Raw genomic sequence first — 18,987 nt, 5'->3', positions numbered from 1 at the left:
CGGAAACTAATCAGTATCAATCTCGTGCCAGCAAAATCGCACCTGCAATCGGACCACCGCCGTTTGAAGCGACTGCGACTTTCGGATTACCTGGCACCTGGCGTGCACCGCCATCACCACGCAATTGCGTGACTGCTTCGACTACATGAATCATGCCATGCAAGCGACCGCCTGAAAGTTGCCCACCGCCCGTCGCCAATGGCAATTCGCCGTTGAGCGCAATGCGCTTGCCACCTTCGATGAAATCCCCAGCTTCACCACGCCCGCAAAAACCAAGACCTTCCAGCCACAGCAAGGACAGAATGCTGAAGCCATCGTACAACTCGGCAACATCGACATCGGACGGCTTCAAGTCGGTGCGACTCCATAAACGCTTGCCGCAACCTTCCGCAGCAAAGCGCGTCAAATCATCCAGTTGATCCCAGGAATCTCTACCAGTAAGACCGCCTGAAATTGCTTCAACACGTATCGGTTTTGACTTGAGGTCCCGCGCTGTATCTCTGTGCGAAACAATGACTGCAATCGAACCATCGACAGGCACGTCGCAATCGTAAAGACAAAGCGGTGTCGAGATCATGCGCGCGTTCATATACTCTTCCAGCGACAAGGCCTCGCGATAAACCGCGTTGGGATTGAGACCTGCATTGTGACGCGCGTTCAGAGCGATCTGTGCCAGTTGCTCACGCTTGGTACCGAACTCATGGAAATAACGACTGGCAATCAGAGCCATCCAGTTAGCGCCAGATGGTGCGAGGAAGGGTGCCTGATATTCACCGAAACCGGCAACGCGCTGTGTAGTACTACCAACCAGACTAGGCTTCGTCCCCGGCGCGACCGACGTTTCAGTTACTGTGCGAAAACAAACTACATGTCTGGCTTGCCCCGATGCCACCGCCATACAAGCGTTGAGCACACCGCTCATCTGGGTTGCCTCGCTACCGGCGTTGTACCAGTTAAGGTCTATGCCCAATGCATCTTTTAACTGACCAATTGACACCGGCGAGAAGCCCGGCGAGTCAGCCTTGTAACCAGGCCAGCTGGATATGCCGTCTATCTCCTTACGATCAATACCGGCATCATCGATCGCCGCCATCACTGCTTCCAGCGTCAGATCCAGTCCGCCACGCCCTAATCGTCGCCCAACGGCCGACTGGCCGATACCCGAGATAATCGCTTGCTGCTCCGGCACTTCCATAACCATATGCAATCCTTATCCGCAAACCTGTGTCAATAAATTCCTGCGCACCCGCTGCTCAGAGCAGCGAGTATTTGTTGCGTTGATGCCGTGAGTTGTACAGAGCTATTAAGCGAAGAGCTTCATGACTTCACCATTAGTGACGGGCTTGCCATCACGATTCGACGGATCCTGACCACCCATATTCGCCACCGGACGTGTATCTACATGCGCAGCCTTCGCTCGCAATGCACCTACCGTGCACTCTGCCTTCGGCAGGAACTTGAACGGGTCGTAGCCAAATTCACGAATCGCGTTCTGATAGGTAATCTTGTCTATCGTTTCTTTCGACAAATGCTGGACTGTATTCCATAGTCTTTCCGGCGCATTCGGCCACAGAGAGTCTGAGTGCGGGTAGTCAGTTTCCCAGGTGATCTTGTCGACGTTCATGAATTGGGTGTTGTGCAAACCAAATACGTCGTCGATAAAGCAGGTGATGAAGTTGCGTTTGAATAGGTCGCTTGGGAGCATGCCGTCGAAGTTGCTGTTGGTCCAGGCTTTGTGGTGACCGTAGGTAAAGTCGGCACGTTCGAGCAAATATGGAATCCAGCCTATGCCACCTTCGGACAGCGCGATCTTGAGTGTCGGGAATTTCTTGAATACCGGTGAGAACAGCCAGTCTGTGGTGGCGTTGGCGATGTACATCGGCATGTTGACGATCCAGGTGTCGATCGGTGCGTCCAGTGAGGAGTATGGAACTTGGGCGCCGGAACCAATATGGATGCTGATGACGATGTTGTTGTCTTCCATGACGCGCCAGAGTGGGTCCCAGTGGTTGCTATGGACGCTAGGCAGGCCTTTGGCGACGGGGTTGTCGGGGAAGCTGATGGTGCGGCAGCCTTTGGCGGCGACACGTCTGGCTTCGGCAACGCAGGCGTCGATGTCCCACAGTGGCAGGATGGCGAGCGGGATAAAGCGGCCCGGTGCCGCACCACACCATTCGTCTATGTGCCAGTCGTTGTAGGCGCTGATGATTTTTTTGGTGAATTCCTTGTCGGTGGCTTGCAGGAAGAAGGTACCGGCGAAAGAAGGAAAGGTTGGGAAGTTGATTGAGGTCAGGACGCCGTTGACATTCATGTCGTCGATGCGGTCCTTGACCAGGTAGGTACCTTTACGAATCTGGCTGTAGGAAGCTGGCTCCATGCCGTATTCTTCAGGTGGTCGACCGACCACGGCGTTCAGACCAAAGTTGGGTACCGAGCGTCCTTCGTAGATCCATGAGTCTGAACCGCTGCGCATCGTGCTCATCTTCGGCGCGCGTGCGAATTGCGTTGCCGACAGGTGGCGTTTGAACATATCCGGTGGTTCGATCACATGGTCATCCACGCTGATCAAAATCATGTCATTCATTTCCATCTTCGTCTCCTTTGTTTCCCCTCGTTCGGCAGAACGATCAATGATCAATGCCGGACGAAAAGAGTGGCCACTTTGGGCCGTTTTATAAATATAGAATTATTATTCTTTCGACTGTATCCGACTTTTATCGGTCATGCCGTTCACTCATCAAACTCGACATAACTATGATTCAAAACAAGCGCATCACGTCCACGTGCGGACATGCGAAACACAGCCCGTCCTTTTCCCACATGCCATAACTCGACGCGCATGATCTCGTCTGTGTACATAGGCCCGACATAGCGCACACCCAGACGCTTGAGACGCTCCGGCTTGTTATCGCAAACCAGTTTCAGCACAGCGCGTCCCGCAGTACCGAAACAACCCACGCCGCGCATCATGGCTTTGTCCTTCCCTGTTCTCGAGGAAATCTTGATATCCGCACTCAGACGAAAAATTGCGTCTTCTTCTTTAGGTGTCATGATCTCTATGACTGCATCTGGCGCGCAATCCTCCGGCATTTTCAGGCGCGTAGATTCATATGCTTTGCCACCGAAGCCGCCGTTACCTTTCAGTATCGTCGTGACGTCTATCGTCGCCAGCAACTCGCCCTGCCCATCATGCAGAAACTGCTTTTGCTGCATGACAGCGCCCTTATCGGGGCCACGGTCGTAAATCTCATCTATATGCTGGCTGATCACCACCGTTCCCTGTGCTGGTATCGGCTTGTGTACAGTCAAGGCTTCTTCTGCATGAACGATCTGCTGCCAATCTATGCCGGTATCCGGATCCTTTTGCCAGAACTCACCATCAGCCAGCGGCACAGCAATCATAGGCAAAGCACGAGTCTGATCCTGCTGCAAGAACGGCTCATCAATATACGATCCGCTCGTACGTCCCGCTCCAAAACCGCGAGCGTAACGTATTGCGTCTTGCGCAGAATAATGACGCTTCACATCTGGAAACGGTCTTGCCATCAACTTGTCGTAATCGATCATCACAAAACAACATCCTTAAAATTTGATTGCAACAAGCATCAGCCTTTGGACGCAACTTTCTTCGCTGTCTGCATCGATGCATTCATGCCGGCAGAAGCAACGCTGTAGTGCTCATTGGTCGAAGTGCTCAAAATATGTGTATCGAAATGCGCCATGATGGAATTGCGGAAGCCCATGATGTCGGCAGATCGATTCAGCGAACGCTTCATCATGCGTATACCGACCGGTGGTGCCAGCGCAATGTGATTGGCCAGCTTGAGCGTGAATTCTTCCAGATCGGCACGCGGCACCACGTGATTGACCATGCCCCATTCTTTGGCTTCGGCGGCTGTGAGTTTCTGGCCGGTAAAGAGGAACTCCTTGGCCTTGCGCATGCCCATAACCCAAGGATGGACCAGAGCTTCGACCGAGGCCGCAGCTAAACTATGTACGACAGGATCACTGAAGAAGGCGTCGTCCGACGCCACCATCAGATCGCACATGTTTGCGACCATAAAGCCACCGGCGATACAAGCGCCCTGCACCTGCGCAATAGTCGGTTTTGGGAAATCCCAGATACGGAAAGCATTGCCCAGATAATGTTCTGACTCCCACAGCCAATGCTGTTCAGGCGAGAAGTCACCGCGTGTTTCCATGCCGCCGATCAAATCGTGACCAGCTGAAAAATGTTTGCCGACACCACCGATGATCAACACACGGATATTGTCATCGCGCTTGGCGCGTTCCAGCGCGTGGTCCAGTTCCGCCAGCAGATTTTCCGATTCGGAATTAGCTTGCTTAGGGCGATTATGGTAAACGCGCAAAACCGGTCCCAGCACTTCATATGTAATTTCTGTGTATTCCACAACGCTTCTCCTGTTTTTTAACTTCTGCTTGTGCAACAACGACAAGTGCTCATGCAAACCTGTTTCGATTAATCGATGTATTCGGCATAGCCGTTATTGAGTGCAATCACGTCACGCTCAACAATACGCACACGGAAAGCCAGCTTGCCCGGCTCTACGTCCCAGACTTCTGTACGCAATGTTTCCCCTGGAAATACGGGACTGGCGAAACGCAGATTCAACTTGCGCAGACGACTGGCGTCATTACCGCAACGCAGCTTGAGGATCGCCCTCCCAGCCACGCCGTAACTGCACATGCCATGCAAAATAGGTTTATCGAAGCCAACCAATCCGGCAATTTTCGGATCGATATGCAAAGGATTGAAGTCGCCCGACAAACGATAAATCGTCGCCTGCTCCGGACGTGTCAGCAAATCGATGGTGGCATCTGGAGCACGTCCTTCCGGCACCGGATAAGGTGCAGGTTGACCAGTCGCCGTCCCGCCAAATCCACCATTGCCGCGCATAAAGACAGACCAGCCTGAAGTTGCCAGCAACTCGCCGCTAACGGCATCGCGCAAGGTACGCGTCATATACATCACAGCACCTTTGTCTGCACCTTTATCGTAAATTTCATCGATGGTATCTGTGCCGATGACCGAACCTTCCGGCGGTAGCGGCTTGTGGATAGTCAGAAACTGTTCGCCATGCAGCACCTTGTTCAGATCAATGCCAGCCTTGGGATCTGCCATCCATGAACTATCCCCAGCCAGCAAGGAGGCAAAGGTTGGCAGTGCCTGCAATTTGCGCTCATAGACGAATTTCAAATCTTCCGGAGGTAAGGGATTCTGCGTCGCAGAACCCACACCCAGTGCGTACAGGATGGTGTCCTTGGCGGTATATTTTTGCGCCGCTTCTGGTATCGGCCAGTTCTTGACTGTTTCGTAGTTGAGGGACACTTGCAGCTTCCTTCCGTTCACGTTGTCTCGTTGTTATGCATACGCTTTACTAACACCTGCTTTTCTTCGTGTGCGCTGTTTTCAGTCCGAACAGCCAAAAACTGTCAAACAGTCAGTTTTTATAATAGCAGAATATTCCCGCCTGCTGTAAACCTGTTTTTTATGATTGATCGTGCCCATGAGAAACGCCGAACCGATAGGGAGATCAAGCGTCCTTGCGCTGCCCGACACCGAAATGACGCATGAGTTTTTCCTGCATTTCCTGCTTGAGCAGGTTGAGCTTTCTGCTGCCCATATCCATTGCACCGGCAACCGTGCGAAACGGTCGTTGTCCAAAAGGTAGCGCAGCCAGACTCACGATCAGATCCCCGACCTCTGCCGCATCATGTGCTTTTCCACTGTCATGCCAGGACTTGGTGGAAGCGATTCGTTCTTCCGCAATACGTGCATAGTCGCCATAGGCGCGCAGACACTCCTCGTCACCTGGCGTTTTTTGACTATCGAGCAAGTCACTCTGATAAGGACAAGGTTGCACCACAATAGAGTCGATGCCGAACGGCTCCAGTTCATAGCGATAACTTTCCGCCATCGCCTCAGTGGCCATCTTGCTGGCTGAATACAAGCCGGCATACGGGAATACGATGCTGCCGGCAATCGACGTAATGTGTATGAGCAAACCGCTGCGTCGCTCCCGCATCAAGGGAAGAACAGCGCGGTTCGTGCGCGCCGTACCAAAGAAATTGGTTTCCATTTGCAGACGAATATCGTCCAGCGTATAGGCTTCCGTCACGCCTTGATGCATGATGCCGGCGTTGTTAACCAGAACATCGATGTGGCCGCTACGCATCTGTAGTGCCTGCATGCAGAGTTGCACGGAATTGTCATTGGTGACGTCGAGTTCTATTACGCTCAGATACTCGGATGCAGCCGCTTTCAAGGACCACGCTTTGTCGCCATTGCGTCCCTGTGGATCGCGCATCGAGGCATAGACAACATAACCTGCACGATCCAGTGCCAAGGCAATGTGTCGACCAATCCCACTACCAGCACCGGTCACCAAGGCAACGGGTGCATTGTTTTCATCAGAGGTATTCATACGACCTCATTTCTCACGAACCAGAGTCAGGAATTCGGTACGTAGCGCTAGATTCGGCTGCAGCTCGCCCAGCAAGGCCGAGGTGATGGTTTCCTCTCCGGCAGTCTGAATGCCGCGACTCTCCATACACATATGACGGCAACTGATCACTACACCGACCGCTTTGGGCTCCAGGTATTCCATCAAGGCATCAGCGATCTGCGTTGTCAAACGTTCCTGCACTTGCAAACGGCGTGCAAAGCAATCCACCAGACGCGTCAGCTTGGACAGACCGACAATCTTGCCATTTGGCAGATAGCCGATTGCAGCAGTGCCGAAGAATGGTGCAAGGTGATGTTCGCAATGGCTATATACCGGAATTCTTTTCACCACTATCAACTCGTTGTACTGCTCGGCACCATCTTCAAAAACCTTGAGTACTTCTGCCGGATTTTGTTGATAGCCTGAAGTCCAATGCTTCCACGCTTTTTCGACCCGATGTGGTGTCTCCAGCAATCCTGGCCGATCAGGATTTTCTCCAAGACTACTAATGAACCGGCGCCAATCTTGCTGCTTGAAATCTTGATCTTGCATAGATGAATACTCAGTTTCTGTAGTGAAATTGAATCAATCTGACCGTATTTTCAGGTACGCGAACGCGGCATCTTCAAGCCTTGTTCTGCAATCAAACTACGGTGTACTTCACTGGTGCCGCCATAGATAGTCATGCCCATGGCCTGCCGGTAGCCGATCTCCACATGGCCAAGACCATGCCGGTCTGCAAACAAGGAGTACGGCGCAGCCAAATCCATCAGATCTGCGGCATCTGCCAGATAACGTTCGGTAGAAAATAATTTGGACATCGGCCCATACGCGGCGCGACCGGGAATGGCATTCTCCGTTGCCCAGATCGAGCGATAACAAAGATCCTTGGCGATCGTGACATGCACTGCAACACTTGCCAAACGACGCCTGACGTCGGCATCATCAATCAAGGGAACGCCACCACGATACGTATTACGCGCCCAGGTCAAAGCATGTTGGTACATATTGGAAAAACTGATGCGATATTGATCACCACCATGTTCCAACTCCAGTGTGGCTGCCATCACCGCAGCACCGCCATTTACCTCACCGATGCGATAACGGTCCGCTACTCTCACCTGTAAAAGATAAGTAATGTTGGTACGTTCATCCTGCATCGTGTGGACCGCCTGTACTTCAATGCCAGGACTATTCATAGGCACCAGAAACAAGCTCAAACCGGCATGTTTAGGTTGTTCTACGCCTGTACGTACCAACAGAAAAATATAATCAGCCAGATTGGCCGCCGTAGTAAATATCTTCTGCCCGTCGATAATCCAATCGCCACTACCGTCATCCGCTCGCGCCGCACGAGTCTTAGCCGCAAAAACATCTGATCCGCAAGAAGGTTCGGTAAAACCCATGCACGCCAACGCATCTGCACTCGCGAAACGCGGCAATACTTCCTGCTTCAATTCATCATTGCCGAAGCGCATGACGATCTGCGCGACCTGATTGGTAATCGGTCCGGTGATGCGTTGCCAATTGAATTCTTCGAACACTTCCCCCAGCGCTGCCATGTCGAACGGCGTCTTGCCGCGCCCGCCGTACTCCTCCGGCCAATGCGGGAACAGCAAACCAGCCTGAGCCAGTTGCTGATGGAATTGCGGATGGTAGCCAGCCACCGAGTGATGTGCGTGTGCTTTATAGGCGTCGGTCAAATGTTCGCTAAAGAAGGCGCGCACTTCTTCAGCGAAATGCTCTGCATCGCAACCATAGCCGAATTGCATCGACACTTCACCAACCTCGGGCAAGCGCGTATCAAAACCAGAAGTTCCACCACGCGGCCACAATCTATCGGCAACCTGATGCAATTCCTGCTGCGGATCGCCAGCCAGCAAGGACCAGGCTTTACCGCGTCGGTAATATAACTGGATGTCATATTCAAGTGAGACTCCATATCCCCCGAACGTATGTAACGCGCGTGCGACTGCATTGGAGCTGGCCTTCGCGCTCCACCACCATGCCATGGAAATCAATGCACCAGCATCTTCCTTGCCATGTGCAATGGCCCAGATCGCGTGCCATATCAGCAAGCGTGCGCCGTCGATTTCTGTCAGTGCATCAGCGAGCGGATGTGCAATACCCTGAAATGCACCTATGGGTCGACCAAACTGTGTGCGCTCACGAGAATAATCTGCCGCCATCTGCAAAGCCTGCGCTGACAAGCCAACCAGCATTGCTGCCTTCAACAATTTCCATTCATCCAACGCTGCAAGGAATGCCGCTCGCGCTGACGGCCCACGTGCTACAAGGTGACGTACACCGACACAACCTGGGGCAAACAAGGCGATCGGCTCATTGCCCAGGTTGGAGCACAACAGTTTTTCCTCTTCGTCGCACTGGTCCAGATTGCGTATAGCCAATACCTCATTTCCACGCAAGGCAATCACCACGCTCGCCGTAGTAGGCAATACCAATGGTTCATCATCGCGCAATTCACGAGGATGCAGCACCACGACTTCACCATCCAGAGCATCTGCCAGATACCGCGCAGCCACTTGGCCCTCCAGATGCGCCAGCAAACCTTTTGCCGATAAGGCCTCCGCAAACGGTATCGAAGCCAAATGGCAACCAGCGTGTTCCGCTACCAATACGGCATCCAGCAACCCCATACCGCCACCACCGGAAGATTCTGCAACGCGCATGGAGAGTACGCCCATCTCCCGCATCTGATTCCACAGAACTGGATCAAACCCAGTTGCTTCTACAGCGCGTACACGCGCCATGCTGGATTCTGTTTGCAGCAGCCTTGCGACTGAATCGCATAGCATTTGCTGCTCTTCGGTCAGATCAAGTTTCATATGCCGACCTTCTTCATGTCATTCCCCTTAAGCATTCCCGCCGATAGCTATATCCGACTGCAATAGTCGGCTTCATATCATTCAATACATGGACCACATTAAATAACTGACACATTATCATTTTATTTTATACGGCATTTTATTCGCCGTGAAAGGATTTTTGATATCTCTCTGCAATCAACTCCGTGCTTAAAACAAACCGTGCAGACTCCTGATAAAACTTTTCCCTCAATAACTGATGATTCATTAGTTTTATGATATTCTAATGTTCAATCAAATGCATCCATGCTCGTAAGACAGTTAATAGAAATTGCATAGGCATCGCGAGCAGTCGGACAAAAGCAGCGCATAAAACAGTTATTGCGAGGAGATTTATATGACAGGATTTGCCAAAGACAAGGTTGTCGTCATCACCGGATCAGGCAGCGGGATCGGCCGTGAATTCGCACTGGCGTTCGGCCTTGCCGGTGCCAAGGTTGTAGTCAACGATCTAGCACGTGATGCGGCAGGTGTATCTGCTGCGGACAAAGTCGCACAAGAAATCATCAAGGCCGGCGGCACTGCAGTCGCCAATACCGATAGCGTGTCTGAATGGGATTCCGCACATAGCATCATGCAAACGGCGATCGACAATTTCGGCCGCATTGATTGCGTCGTCAACAATGCAGGTATTTTGCGCGACCGCTTCTTTTTCAATATGAGTCAGGAAGAATGGAAGGCCGTCATCGACGTTCATCTGAACGGTTCCTTCTATGTATCGCGCGCTGCAGCACCCCACTTCAAGAGCCAGGCATCGGGTAGTTATATACACCTGACGTCCACCAGCGGCTTGATCGGCAATCCGGGACAGGCAAATTATTCAGCCGCAAAACTCGGCCTGGTCGGCTTGTCGAAAAGTATTGCACTCGACATGGCGCGCTACAACGTTCGCTCCAACTGCATCGCGCCATTTGCCTGGACACCGATGACAGCATCGATACCAACGGATACGCCGGAAGCTGCAGCACGTATAGAAAAACTCAAACGCATGGAACCGCGTTTGATCGCACCACTGGCAGTATTCCTCGGCAGCGATGCCGGTGCTGCGGTTTCTGGGCAAGTATTTGGTGTGCGTGCCAACGAAATCTATCTGTATTCACAATCACGGGTCATCCGCTCAGTTCATCGCAGTGAAGGCTGGACACCGGAGAGCATCGCTGAACACGCAATCCCGGCTATGCGCACCTACTTTTACGACAACGTACCATCGCCGACCCTAACCACCTGGGATCCAATCTAAGCGCAAGGTACGTCACCATATTCAGGAGCAGACATGGAAGAAATCGAAACGATAGGCTTGGGATTTCCTTGGGAAGACATGCCAGTAGGCCGCAAATTCAAGACGCTGGGCCGCACCATTACCGAAGCAGATATCGTCAACTTCATCTCCGCCACAGGGATGCTGGAAGTATTGTTCACCAATATCGAATTCCTGACCAAGGAAGCCGGCTTCAAAGATCGTCTGACACCGGGTGGCATGGTGTTCTGCTTTGCCGAAGGCTTGCTGTTCCAGACTGCACTACAAGGCGTAGGTTTCGCCTTCCTCAATATGGAACTGGATATCAAAGGCCCAACTTATGCCGGCGATACCGTGCATGTCGAATGTGAAGTGATCGAGAGCCGTGCAAGCAATGGACGCCCTGGTCTCGGCTTGGTGCGCACACGCAACAAGGTAGTTAAGCAAGACGGTACCGTCGTGATGGAGTACACACCCTTGCGTCTGGTCAAAGGCAGAGATTACAAAAAAACTGCTGCGTAAAAGGATCTGCTCATCATGTCACATGCACTCTCCGACGTCATTCCTGCTGCCATAGAGGATGCGTCTTTGCCGCAGTGGTATCGAACGGCCAATCGTCAGCCCGGCATATCGGCAAAAGTAGAAGTCGATGGCATCGAGCTACATTACCTTTCGTGGCAGTCGGATGATACCGAGAGCAAAGAAGATACAGCCAAGCCCGTCCTGCTTTTTCTCCATGGATTTCGTGCTCATGCGCACTGGTGGGATTTCATCGCGCCATTTTTTACCGACAACTATCGCGTGCTGGCAATGGACTTTTCTGGTATGGGCGATAGCGGGCATCGCACACAGTACGACCTCGATACATTCGCCGCTGACATTACCGGCCTGATTGAAGCGCTCGATATCGGACCCGTTATTGGCGTCGGCCACAGCTACGGTGGTTCACGCCTCTTGCGCGCCTGCGCGGAACGACCGGATCTTTTTCAGCATGCAGTCGTCATCGATAGTTACATCCTGTTCTCTGGCGATACACCTCCATCAATGCCGCACAAATTGCTGGGCACGCGCACCTTTTCCGACTTCAATGAAGCCTGCGCACGTTACCACTTGATGCCGGAACAGCCTGCCGCATTAGCATTTCTGGTCGATCACATCGCCCGTCATGCCTTGCGCAAAGTGGATGGCGGATGGCGCTGGAAATTCGATCCAGACATGCCAGCCACCGGCTACCGTGAACAAGATGGCGAAGGCATGCTCTCCTGGATACGCACACCAGTCGACTATATCTGCGGCGAATACAGCACTGTTGTCAGCGCGGAACGTGCCGCACGCACGGTAAAAGAACTGCGCGCCGCTCCACGTGCGGCAACTGTCCGCGGTCCTATCGCGATCCCGCAAGGACAACATCATCTGATGCTGGATCAACCGCTGGCACTGATCAGCACCCTGCGCGCATTGCTGGCTGATGTTGGCAGTCACCCTCTCACAACCGATTCATCTCAACAGTCAAGGAAGCTTTCATGAACCCACTAGTACAAGTCGCCATGAGCGGCACGGTTGCCATCGTCACGCTCAACAATATCAAAACCCGTAATGCACTCTCATGGGACATGCTTGCCTTGCTGGCCGAAAAACTCTATGAACTTGACCGCAATCCTGATTGCCGCGCCATCGTGCTGACAGGGGCTGAAGGTCACTTCTGCTCCGGCGGTGATATCTCCGGTATGGCAGCCGAGCGCCCACTGATGATAGGACGCACGCGTATGGAAATCGGACACCGCGTGGTACGCGCCATTATCGGCGGTGCCAAGCCGGTCATTGCCGCCGTCGAAGGTTATGCCGCTGGTGCCGGTCTGTCGCTGGCCGCCGCTGCAGACTATGTTGTCTCCTCCAACAGTGCCAAGTATGTTTCATCCTTTGCCAAGGTCGGTCTGATTCCCGATCTCGGTCTGATGTGGACGCTGCCACGCCGTATCGGCATCGCTGAAGCAAAGCGCATGTTCGCTACTGCCCGTGTGGTGACTGCTGCGGAAGCCAAGCAACTTGGATTGATCGATCAATTAGTCGAACCGGATGCGTTGATGAGCTCCGCATTGGAAGTCGCGCAAAGCTTCAGTGTCGGTGCACCATTATCAATAGCGTTGGTCAAGTCGGCCTATGCCAAGGGTGTGGAAACTTTAGAAGATGCCCTGCGCAACGAAGTCGACAACCAGGCCGCGCTATATCTGACTGCCGACCACAAGGAAGCCGTCGCCGCCTTCCTGGGAAAACGTCCGCCAGTCTTCAAGGGCGTCTGATCCCATCGCAAGGACTATATTCATGGCTATCGATTACGAGAAACTGCTGGCGCTGCATATCCCGGATACACAGCAAAGTTACAGTCGCAAAGATGCAATGCTGTATGCGCTCAGTCTGGGTTATGGCTCCGATCCTATGGATACTGCACAGCTACCTTATGTGTTCGAGCCGATATTGCAGGCTGTACCGAGCATGGGCGTCGTGCTGGCGCATCCCGGTTATTGGCCACGCACGCTAGACACTGGCTTGAACTGGGTCAAGATCGTACACGCAGAACAAGGGCTGGTTCTGCACAAACCCTTGCCACCAGAAGCGCATGTCATCGGTAAATCACGCGTGGTCGACATCATCGACAAAGGCGCTGAAAAAGGTGCACTGATCAGCTACGAACGCAAGATCTACGAACGCGATAGTGGTGATGCGCTCTGTACCATCAGCCAAACCATGTTGGCGCGCGCAGATGGTGGCTTCGGCGGCCCCGTAAAGCCATCCGTACCACCGCATGCGATACCGAACCGGCCTGCGGATTATTCCTGCGTGTTGCATACCCAGCCGAATGCAGCACTGCTGTATCGACTCAATGGCGACTGGAATCCCTTGCATGCTGACCCGGAAGTAGCCCGCAAAGCCGGCTTCGAAAAACCGATATTGCATGGTCTCGCCACCTGGGGCATAGCCGTGCATGCCGTCCTGAAAAGCGCCTGTGGTTACGACGCGGCAAGCATCGCCTCTATCTTCGGCCGCTTCACCGCGCCAGTCTATCCGGGCGAAACATTCCGTACCGATATCTGGCGCGACGGCGATGTACTCAGCTTTACCGTCCATGCCGTCGAACGCAATATTCTTGCGATCAACAACGGCAAGATCACATTGCTCGCAAGATAAGCACGCATCGCCATGAACAGATCTCTATTGAACGCAACGACGCTATGGGATCTGTTGCTGCAGCGTGCACGCCTGACACCTGCAGCCCCTATGCTGATCGATGCAGGCGATGAAGCGATGGATGGCAGAACGTGGAATTTCAGCGAAGTAGTTGTACAGGTTGAACGCTTTGCTGCCGCGCTGCTGCGACTGGGCATAGAACCAGGCACCCAAGTCACCTGGCAATTGCCATCGCGCATCGAGACAATTTTCGTTTCACTAGCATTGGCACGACTGGGTGCAATACAGAATCCGGTGATCCATCTCTACGGCAAGAAAGAGGTCGCGATCATACTCAAACAAAATCGTTCGGCCTTTTATCTGATACCAATTGCACGCGCCGGTGAACGCGACTATCAGGAACTTGCTACAGCGGCATGTCGCGAACTGGACTCGCCGCCACAAATCATTACCGTTGATATTCATCTCGGCGATACTGATACAACCTCCACCGTATTACCTCCGCCATCAGCGGACAATATAGCGCGCTGGATCTATTACACCTCAGGTACTACATCTGATCCCAAAGGTGTCTGTCATACCGATGCATCGCTGATCGCCAGTGGCCGCGCTCTGGCCTCAGCTCTCGCGGTAAAACCGCAAGATATCGGTTCCATCGTTTTTCCGTATGCACACGTGGGCGGTTCCATGTATGTCATCGTGCTGTTATGCGTCGGCATGTCGGCGCTGGTTGTACCGAAGTTTGTTGCAGTTGAGGCGATGGCGCTGTTTCACCGTTACGGCGTGACTACCAGCGGTGGCAGTACCGCGCACTATCAAGCCTTCCTGGGTGAGCAACGCAAGCAGCCTGATATACCTGTAACGCCACAACTTGCCTTGCTGTCCGGCGGCGGCGCACCAAAACCACCCGAATTATTCTTCCAGGTGAAAAGTGAATTGCATTGCCGAATTGCACACAGCTACGGCATGACGGAAGCGCCGATGATCGCTGGCGCCTCACCCTCGCATAGTGATGAGCAACTGGCCTATAGCGACGGTCTCCCGGTAGAAGGTGTTGAGATTCGTATCGTTCGCCTGGATGGCTCGCCGGTAAATGCTGGCGAGTCGGGCGAAATTTGCGTCAAGGGCGCTACCGTATTCCAGGGCTATACCAACGCAGATCTGACGAAGGTAGCCTTCGATGCCGATGGCTATTTCCATACTGGTGATCTGGGCATGTTGCGTGCCGATGGACATCTCGCCATTACGGGACGGCTCAAGGACGTCATCATACGCAAGGGTGAAAATGTCTCGGCGCGAGAAATCGAAGACCTGCTTTTTTCTCATGCCAAGGTACGTGCCGCTGCAGTCATCGGCTTACCCGATCAGGAACGCGGCGAACGTGTGTGCGCCGTCATTGAATTGCACGATCCCAAGCAAACACTGACCTTTGAAGAAATGACCGCTTACTTCAAAGAGGCCGGCATGATGCGACAAAAAATTCCAGAACAATTGGAGATCGTGGATCTGCTCCCGCGCAATGAAACCTTCAACAAGGTATTGAAATTCAAATTGCGCGAACAGTTTTCTAACGTAGCAACATCAAGACAGGAGAGTGTATGAGCCAGCAATTTATTCTCGTCATCAGTGATTGCAAAGCCGGTAGAGAAGCCGAGTACAACGACTATTACGACCATCGTCATATTCCTGACATCATGGAGCATCAGCCGGAAGTGCTCTCTGCCCAGCGCTTTGGCGTCACGCAATACTTTGCCCCCGACGGCATCCCTACCTGGCGCTTTTCCACCTTGTACACGATAGAGACCAACGATATGGGCGCTTATCTGCAACGCATGAATGCCCTGATGCAAGCCGGCAAACTACCGCCGTCCGATGCAGCGGATCCATCCAGCGCTGCAGTCTTTCATTTATTGCCGCTGGGCGCGCCCATCACGCGCAAGGAAACAGCGTAATGAACGCTATTCGCCTCGACGGCAAAGTTGCCTTCATCACAGGCGGAGCCAATGGCATAGGCGAAGGTGCCGCCATGAACATCGCCCGCTACGGCGGCGACATTGCCATTGCAGACAATGATGCAAAAAACGGCGAGCGCGTAGCCGCGGCCGTGCGTGCGCTTGGTCGCAAGGCTATTTATATTCCAACCGACGTCATGCATACCGAGCAGATCGATTCCGCCGTCAAACAAACTGCAACACATTTTGGTCGACTCGACATTCTCGTCAACAATGCCGGTGGCTCCCGCAGAGTTTCCTTTCTCGAACAGAGTGAACGCAGTTGGCGCAAACATATCGACCTTAATTTCATCAGCATGTTGACGGCAACGCAGGCCGCTGCCGGTGCCATGATCAGCGCAGGTAATGGCGGCACCATCATCAACATCGCCAGTAGCGAAGCACTACGCGCCGCACCCGGCTATGCGGTCTACGCAGCATGCAAGGCAGGCATGGTCAGTTTTACAAAATCCATGTCACTGGAACTGGCGAATCACGACATCCACGTCCATGCACTGGCGCCCGACATGATAAAAACGCCCGGGCTTAGCCCCTACTTCGATCTGGCCAGCGCCGAGATGAACGCAGCGCGTGATCGTTACATTCCGCTGGCGCGCTTGGGTTCTACCGATGAAATAGGAAACGTCATCGTCTTCCTTGCATCCGGCATGGCGTCTTATCTGAACGGCTTGACGATTCCCGTAGATGGTGGCGCCCTTGCCTCCAGTGGCTGGACACGATCACCGACAACGGGAGAGTGGAATCTGTATCACGGATGAATTGCAGTGAAATATTGCTCGCAGGATAGATATAAAGTTTATCCCTATCGCCGCTGCACAAATAAAGGATCATTGAACGATAATCGGGAAATGCCGCATGCTCCCGCTCAACAATAATGGAGATAGCAATGAAACAGGTAAGACTGTATGGACAAAACGATCTGCGCATCGCAGATGTCAGCAGACCCAGCGCAGGTCCGCAAGATGTCGTGATCAAAGTGGCTGCCTTCGGCATTTGTGGCAGCGATCTCAACTTCGCCCATCTCGGCTACATCGGCAAACCCAACGGGCAAGCGATGCCACTGGGACATGAGCTGGCCGGCACCATCGATGAAATTGGTGCCGAGGTACAGGGCTTGAAGCTAGGCCAGCGCGTCGTAGTACATCCGATGAAGGATGGTAATCGCATCGGTACCGGCGACACCGAACATGGCGGCTTTGCCGAATATCTGCTGGTGCGTAAAGCCAAACTGGGCGACTCCATCTTCCCCATCAGCGAAGATCTTTCATTCAAACGCGCAGTGTTGACGGAACCAATCGCAGTCGGCATGCACGGTCTCAATCTTGGAAAGATTCAACCAGGTGATCGCGCTGTTGTGCTGGGTGCAGGCCCGATCGGATTGGGAGCGATCTCCGCATTGAAGTATCGCGGCGCAAAAAAAATCGTCGCCATCGATGTCGTCGATGAACGTCTGGAACGTGCTCGCCAGCTAGGTGCAGAATTCACCATCAATCCGACCAAGGCCGACGTCCGCGCAGAACTGGAAAAATTCTACGGCACCGTACCACGCATCGTGTCCGGCGAACCGCTGGTAGATTGCGAACTGTACGTCGACTGCGCTGGCCACGGTCCCTTGCTGCAAGAAACCGTCATCATGGCCAAAGACCGTGCACGCATCGTCATACTGGCGCGTCACAAGGATGTCGTACCGCTGGATGTCGTTCAGCTGATGACCAAGGAACTGAGCTTGTGCGGCTCGCTATCCTATCCGACCGAATTCCGTGAAGTACTGGATATGCTGGACGATACATCCATAGATATGGAACCAATGATCAGCCATGTATTTGCGTTCAATGAATTCGATCAGGCATTCAAGACGGCGCAAAATGCCAAGCAATCGGCCAAGGTCATTGTGATGCTTTAGTCTTCACCGATGTAAAAAAGGGCGCTGTATTCCGGCGCCCTTTTTATTTACCAACAGATAAGATCAGTTTTTTGCCCATGCCCTTACATCTTCAACAAACCAGGCCGGTGCTTCCATCGCCGCAAAATGACCACCTTCCGGTGCAGTCGACCAGCGCTTCACATCATATGTAAGCTCGACTCTGCTGCGCGGTGGCGATGGCTGCGATGCGTCGCCGGAAAAATCCGCATACGCTGTCGGTGTCTGGCAACGCTGCCCATGTGGCAATAGTCCAAAACCATCGATGGCAACGCCAGGGTAATAACATGCGGCAGAAGCGAAACTGCCCGTCATGACATAGATCATGATATTGGTCAGCAAGTGATCCATGCTGAAAACTTCTTCAAAACTGCGTTGACGCAGATCCGACCAATCGTGAAACCGCTCCAGTATCCACGCCGCCTGCCCCAAAGGATTGTCGGCAACAGCCCAGGCCAGCGATTGCGGCTTGGTCATCTGCAAGGCAGCATAGCCGCCCAGTTTTCCGCGTGCCATTTCTGATTGTTTGGCCCAGACTTGCTCCGCCTCATTCTGCGGCGGGTCCATGCTGCGAAAACCCAGCATATTGAGATGGATCGCTTCCACGGCATTGCCATGATCGAGCCCCAGCCAGGAAGTAACGATTGCGCCCCAGTCGCCACCCTGCGCGCGATAGCGCTTATATCCCAGCACTTCAGTCATCAACTTATTCCACAGTACGGCAGTAGCACGTTGACTGATAATCTTTTGCGGTTTACCGCTGAAGCCAAAACCCGGCAAGCTCGGGATAATCAAATCGAAGGCATCTTCCGCACGACCGCCATGACGTGACGGATAAGCCAATGCATCGATGGAATCCCAAAATTCGAAATGCGAGCCCGGCCAGCCATGTGTCAGCAGCAAGGGACGACGTCCTTGTGCTTCACCGACGACATGGACGAAATGAATGTCAAGTCCGTCGACTTCAGCCTTGAATTGTGGGTAGCGATTTAAGGTCGCAACAGCAGCGCGCCAGTCATAGGTATCGACCCAATATTTCTGAATCTTATTCAAGAATTCCGCATCGCAACCGAGATTCCATCCCATGCCAGGTAAAGCTGGTGGCAAGCGACAGTCCTTGACGCGTTGCAGAACACGGGCGACCTCTGCTTCCGACCATTCGACCTTGAAATCAATCACATTGCTCTCCTTGGTTTAGTTGTTATCGTTGTTCTTGTTTCGATTGCCAATTGAAATTTCTCGACTAATTTTATTTCCTCATTATCGCGGATGATACCTG

Annotated in this window: 18 protein-coding genes; 9 read left to right on the top strand and 9 right to left on the bottom strand. The window is 53.1% G+C overall.

Going from position 1 to position 18,987, the window contains the following annotated elements:
* Positions 1-16: 16 nt before the first annotated feature.
* From BQ6873_RS00220 to BQ6873_RS00185, 8 genes are all read right to left on the bottom strand, one after another.
* Positions 17-1,201: a thiolase family protein gene (locus tag BQ6873_RS00220; protein WP_076590847.1), complete on the bottom strand. Its 1,185-nt coding sequence runs from the start codon at positions 1,199-1,201 to the stop codon at positions 17-19.
* A 102-nt stretch (positions 1,202-1,303) separates the two neighbouring features.
* Positions 1,304-2,590 (bottom strand): amidohydrolase family protein, encoded by a 1,287-nt coding sequence (locus tag BQ6873_RS00215; RefSeq protein WP_076590846.1) that lies wholly within the window; start codon positions 2,588-2,590, stop codon positions 1,304-1,306.
* A gap of 140 nt (positions 2,591-2,730) precedes the next feature.
* Positions 2,731-3,567 (bottom strand): FAS1-like dehydratase domain-containing protein, encoded by an 837-nt coding sequence (locus tag BQ6873_RS00210; protein WP_083664343.1) that lies wholly within the window; start codon positions 3,565-3,567, stop codon positions 2,731-2,733.
* Between the two features lie 38 nt (positions 3,568-3,605).
* On the bottom strand, positions 3,606-4,412 hold the full coding sequence (locus tag BQ6873_RS00205; protein WP_076590844.1) for an enoyl-CoA hydratase: 807 nt from the start codon (positions 4,410-4,412) through the stop codon (positions 3,606-3,608).
* Between the two features lie 68 nt (positions 4,413-4,480).
* Positions 4,481-5,350 carry a MaoC/PaaZ C-terminal domain-containing protein gene (locus BQ6873_RS00200; RefSeq protein WP_076590843.1) on the bottom strand — a complete coding sequence of 290 codons (870 nt, stop codon included), beginning with the start codon at positions 5,348-5,350 and terminating at the stop codon, positions 4,481-4,483.
* A gap of 205 nt (positions 5,351-5,555) precedes the next feature.
* Positions 5,556-6,446: an SDR family oxidoreductase gene (locus BQ6873_RS00195; RefSeq protein WP_076590842.1), complete on the bottom strand. Its 891-nt coding sequence runs from the start codon at positions 6,444-6,446 to the stop codon at positions 5,556-5,558.
* Positions 6,447-6,452: 6 nt separating this feature from the next.
* Complete coding sequence (folE, locus tag BQ6873_RS00190) at positions 6,453-7,019, bottom strand: GTP cyclohydrolase I FolE (protein ID WP_076590841.1); 567 nt, start codon at positions 7,017-7,019, stop codon at positions 6,453-6,455.
* A gap of 50 nt (positions 7,020-7,069) precedes the next feature.
* The gene (locus BQ6873_RS00185) at positions 7,070-9,313 is read right to left on the bottom strand and encodes an acyl-CoA dehydrogenase (protein WP_076590840.1); all 2,244 of its coding nucleotides are present in this window, start codon (positions 9,311-9,313) and stop codon (positions 7,070-7,072) included.
* A gap of 376 nt (positions 9,314-9,689) precedes the next feature.
* Between BQ6873_RS00185 and BQ6873_RS00180 the strand changes: the two genes are divergently transcribed.
* The 9 genes from BQ6873_RS00180 (at position 9,690) to BQ6873_RS00140 (ending at position 17,690) form a co-directional block, all read left to right on the top strand.
* A complete protein-coding gene (locus BQ6873_RS00180) occupies positions 9,690-10,592 on the top strand; it encodes an SDR family NAD(P)-dependent oxidoreductase (RefSeq protein WP_076590839.1) in 903 nt (300 codons plus the stop codon).
* Between the two features lie 33 nt (positions 10,593-10,625).
* On the top strand, positions 10,626-11,111 hold the full coding sequence (locus tag BQ6873_RS00175; RefSeq protein ID WP_083664342.1) for a MaoC family dehydratase: 486 nt from the start codon (positions 10,626-10,628) through the stop codon (positions 11,109-11,111).
* 15 nt (positions 11,112-11,126) lie between these two features.
* Complete coding sequence (locus BQ6873_RS00170) at positions 11,127-12,116, top strand: alpha/beta fold hydrolase (protein ID WP_076590838.1); 990 nt, start codon at positions 11,127-11,129, stop codon at positions 12,114-12,116.
* Entirely contained in the window at positions 12,113-12,889 is a 777-nt protein-coding gene (locus tag BQ6873_RS00165) for an enoyl-CoA hydratase/isomerase family protein (protein WP_076590837.1), read from the top strand. The genes BQ6873_RS00170 and BQ6873_RS00165 overlap by 4 nt, the downstream gene beginning before the upstream one ends.
* Before the next feature lie 22 nt (positions 12,890-12,911).
* Positions 12,912-13,775 (top strand): MaoC/PaaZ C-terminal domain-containing protein, encoded by an 864-nt coding sequence (locus tag BQ6873_RS00160; protein WP_076590836.1) that lies wholly within the window; start codon positions 12,912-12,914, stop codon positions 13,773-13,775.
* Between the two features lie 12 nt (positions 13,776-13,787).
* A complete protein-coding gene (locus BQ6873_RS00155) occupies positions 13,788-15,377 on the top strand; it encodes a class I adenylate-forming enzyme family protein (protein ID WP_076590835.1) in 1,590 nt (529 codons plus the stop codon).
* Positions 15,374-15,727 carry a hypothetical protein gene (locus tag BQ6873_RS00150; RefSeq protein ID WP_076590834.1) on the top strand — a complete coding sequence of 118 codons (354 nt, stop codon included), beginning with the start codon at positions 15,374-15,376 and terminating at the stop codon, positions 15,725-15,727. The genes BQ6873_RS00155 and BQ6873_RS00150 overlap by 4 nt, the downstream gene beginning before the upstream one ends.
* Complete coding sequence (locus tag BQ6873_RS00145) at positions 15,727-16,545, top strand: SDR family NAD(P)-dependent oxidoreductase (RefSeq protein ID WP_076590833.1); 819 nt, start codon at positions 15,727-15,729, stop codon at positions 16,543-16,545. The genes BQ6873_RS00150 and BQ6873_RS00145 overlap by 1 nt, the downstream gene beginning before the upstream one ends.
* A gap of 128 nt (positions 16,546-16,673) precedes the next feature.
* Positions 16,674-17,690 (top strand): zinc-dependent alcohol dehydrogenase, encoded by a 1,017-nt coding sequence (locus tag BQ6873_RS00140; protein ID WP_076590832.1) that lies wholly within the window; start codon positions 16,674-16,676, stop codon positions 17,688-17,690.
* Between the two features lie 63 nt (positions 17,691-17,753).
* Here the strand turns inward: BQ6873_RS00140 and BQ6873_RS00135 are convergent, their stop codons facing one another.
* A complete protein-coding gene (locus BQ6873_RS00135) occupies positions 17,754-18,887 on the bottom strand; it encodes an epoxide hydrolase family protein (RefSeq protein ID WP_076590831.1) in 1,134 nt (377 codons plus the stop codon).
* Between the last annotated feature and the right edge of the window lie 100 nt (positions 18,888-18,987).

This window comes from Herminiimonas arsenitoxidans (assembly GCF_900130075.1).
Lineage (GTDB): Bacteria > Pseudomonadota > Gammaproteobacteria > Burkholderiales > Burkholderiaceae_D > Oxalicibacterium > Oxalicibacterium arsenitoxidans.
Note: the sequence above shows the minus strand (reverse complement) of the source record. Positions and strands in the feature narration are given on the sequence as shown.

What these genes read in the sequence shown, in the direction of transcription:
- BQ6873_RS00220 (WP_076590847.1), bottom strand. Translation starts at nt 1,201, where the DNA reads ATGGTTATGGAAGTGCCGGAGCAGCAAGCGATTATCTCGGGTATCGGC.
- BQ6873_RS00215 (WP_076590846.1), bottom strand. Translation starts at nt 2,590, where the DNA reads ATGGAAATGAATGACATGATTTTGATCAGCGTGGATGACCATGTGATC.
- BQ6873_RS00210 (WP_083664343.1), bottom strand. Translation starts at nt 3,567, where the DNA reads ATGATCGATTACGACAAGTTGATGGCAAGACCGTTTCCAGATGTGAAG.
- BQ6873_RS00195 (WP_076590842.1), bottom strand. Translation starts at nt 6,446, where the DNA reads ATGAATACCTCTGATGAAAACAATGCACCCGTTGCCTTGGTGACCGGT.
- folE (WP_076590841.1), bottom strand. Translation starts at nt 7,019, where the DNA reads ATGCAAGATCAAGATTTCAAGCAGCAAGATTGGCGCCGGTTCATTAGT.
- BQ6873_RS00185 (WP_076590840.1), bottom strand. Translation starts at nt 9,313, where the DNA reads ATGAAACTTGATCTGACCGAAGAGCAGCAAATGCTATGCGATTCAGTC.
- BQ6873_RS00180 (WP_076590839.1), top strand. Translation starts at nt 9,690, where the DNA reads ATGACAGGATTTGCCAAAGACAAGGTTGTCGTCATCACCGGATCAGGC.
- BQ6873_RS00175 (WP_083664342.1), top strand. Translation starts at nt 10,626, where the DNA reads ATGGAAGAAATCGAAACGATAGGCTTGGGATTTCCTTGGGAAGACATG.
- BQ6873_RS00170 (WP_076590838.1), top strand. Translation starts at nt 11,127, where the DNA reads ATGTCACATGCACTCTCCGACGTCATTCCTGCTGCCATAGAGGATGCG.
- BQ6873_RS00165 (WP_076590837.1), top strand. Translation starts at nt 12,113, where the DNA reads ATGAACCCACTAGTACAAGTCGCCATGAGCGGCACGGTTGCCATCGTC.
- BQ6873_RS00160 (WP_076590836.1), top strand. Translation starts at nt 12,912, where the DNA reads ATGGCTATCGATTACGAGAAACTGCTGGCGCTGCATATCCCGGATACA.
- BQ6873_RS00155 (WP_076590835.1), top strand. Translation starts at nt 13,788, where the DNA reads ATGAACAGATCTCTATTGAACGCAACGACGCTATGGGATCTGTTGCTG.
- BQ6873_RS00150 (WP_076590834.1), top strand. Translation starts at nt 15,374, where the DNA reads ATGAGCCAGCAATTTATTCTCGTCATCAGTGATTGCAAAGCCGGTAGA.
- BQ6873_RS00145 (WP_076590833.1), top strand. Translation starts at nt 15,727, where the DNA reads ATGAACGCTATTCGCCTCGACGGCAAAGTTGCCTTCATCACAGGCGGA.
- BQ6873_RS00140 (WP_076590832.1), top strand. Translation starts at nt 16,674, where the DNA reads ATGAAACAGGTAAGACTGTATGGACAAAACGATCTGCGCATCGCAGAT.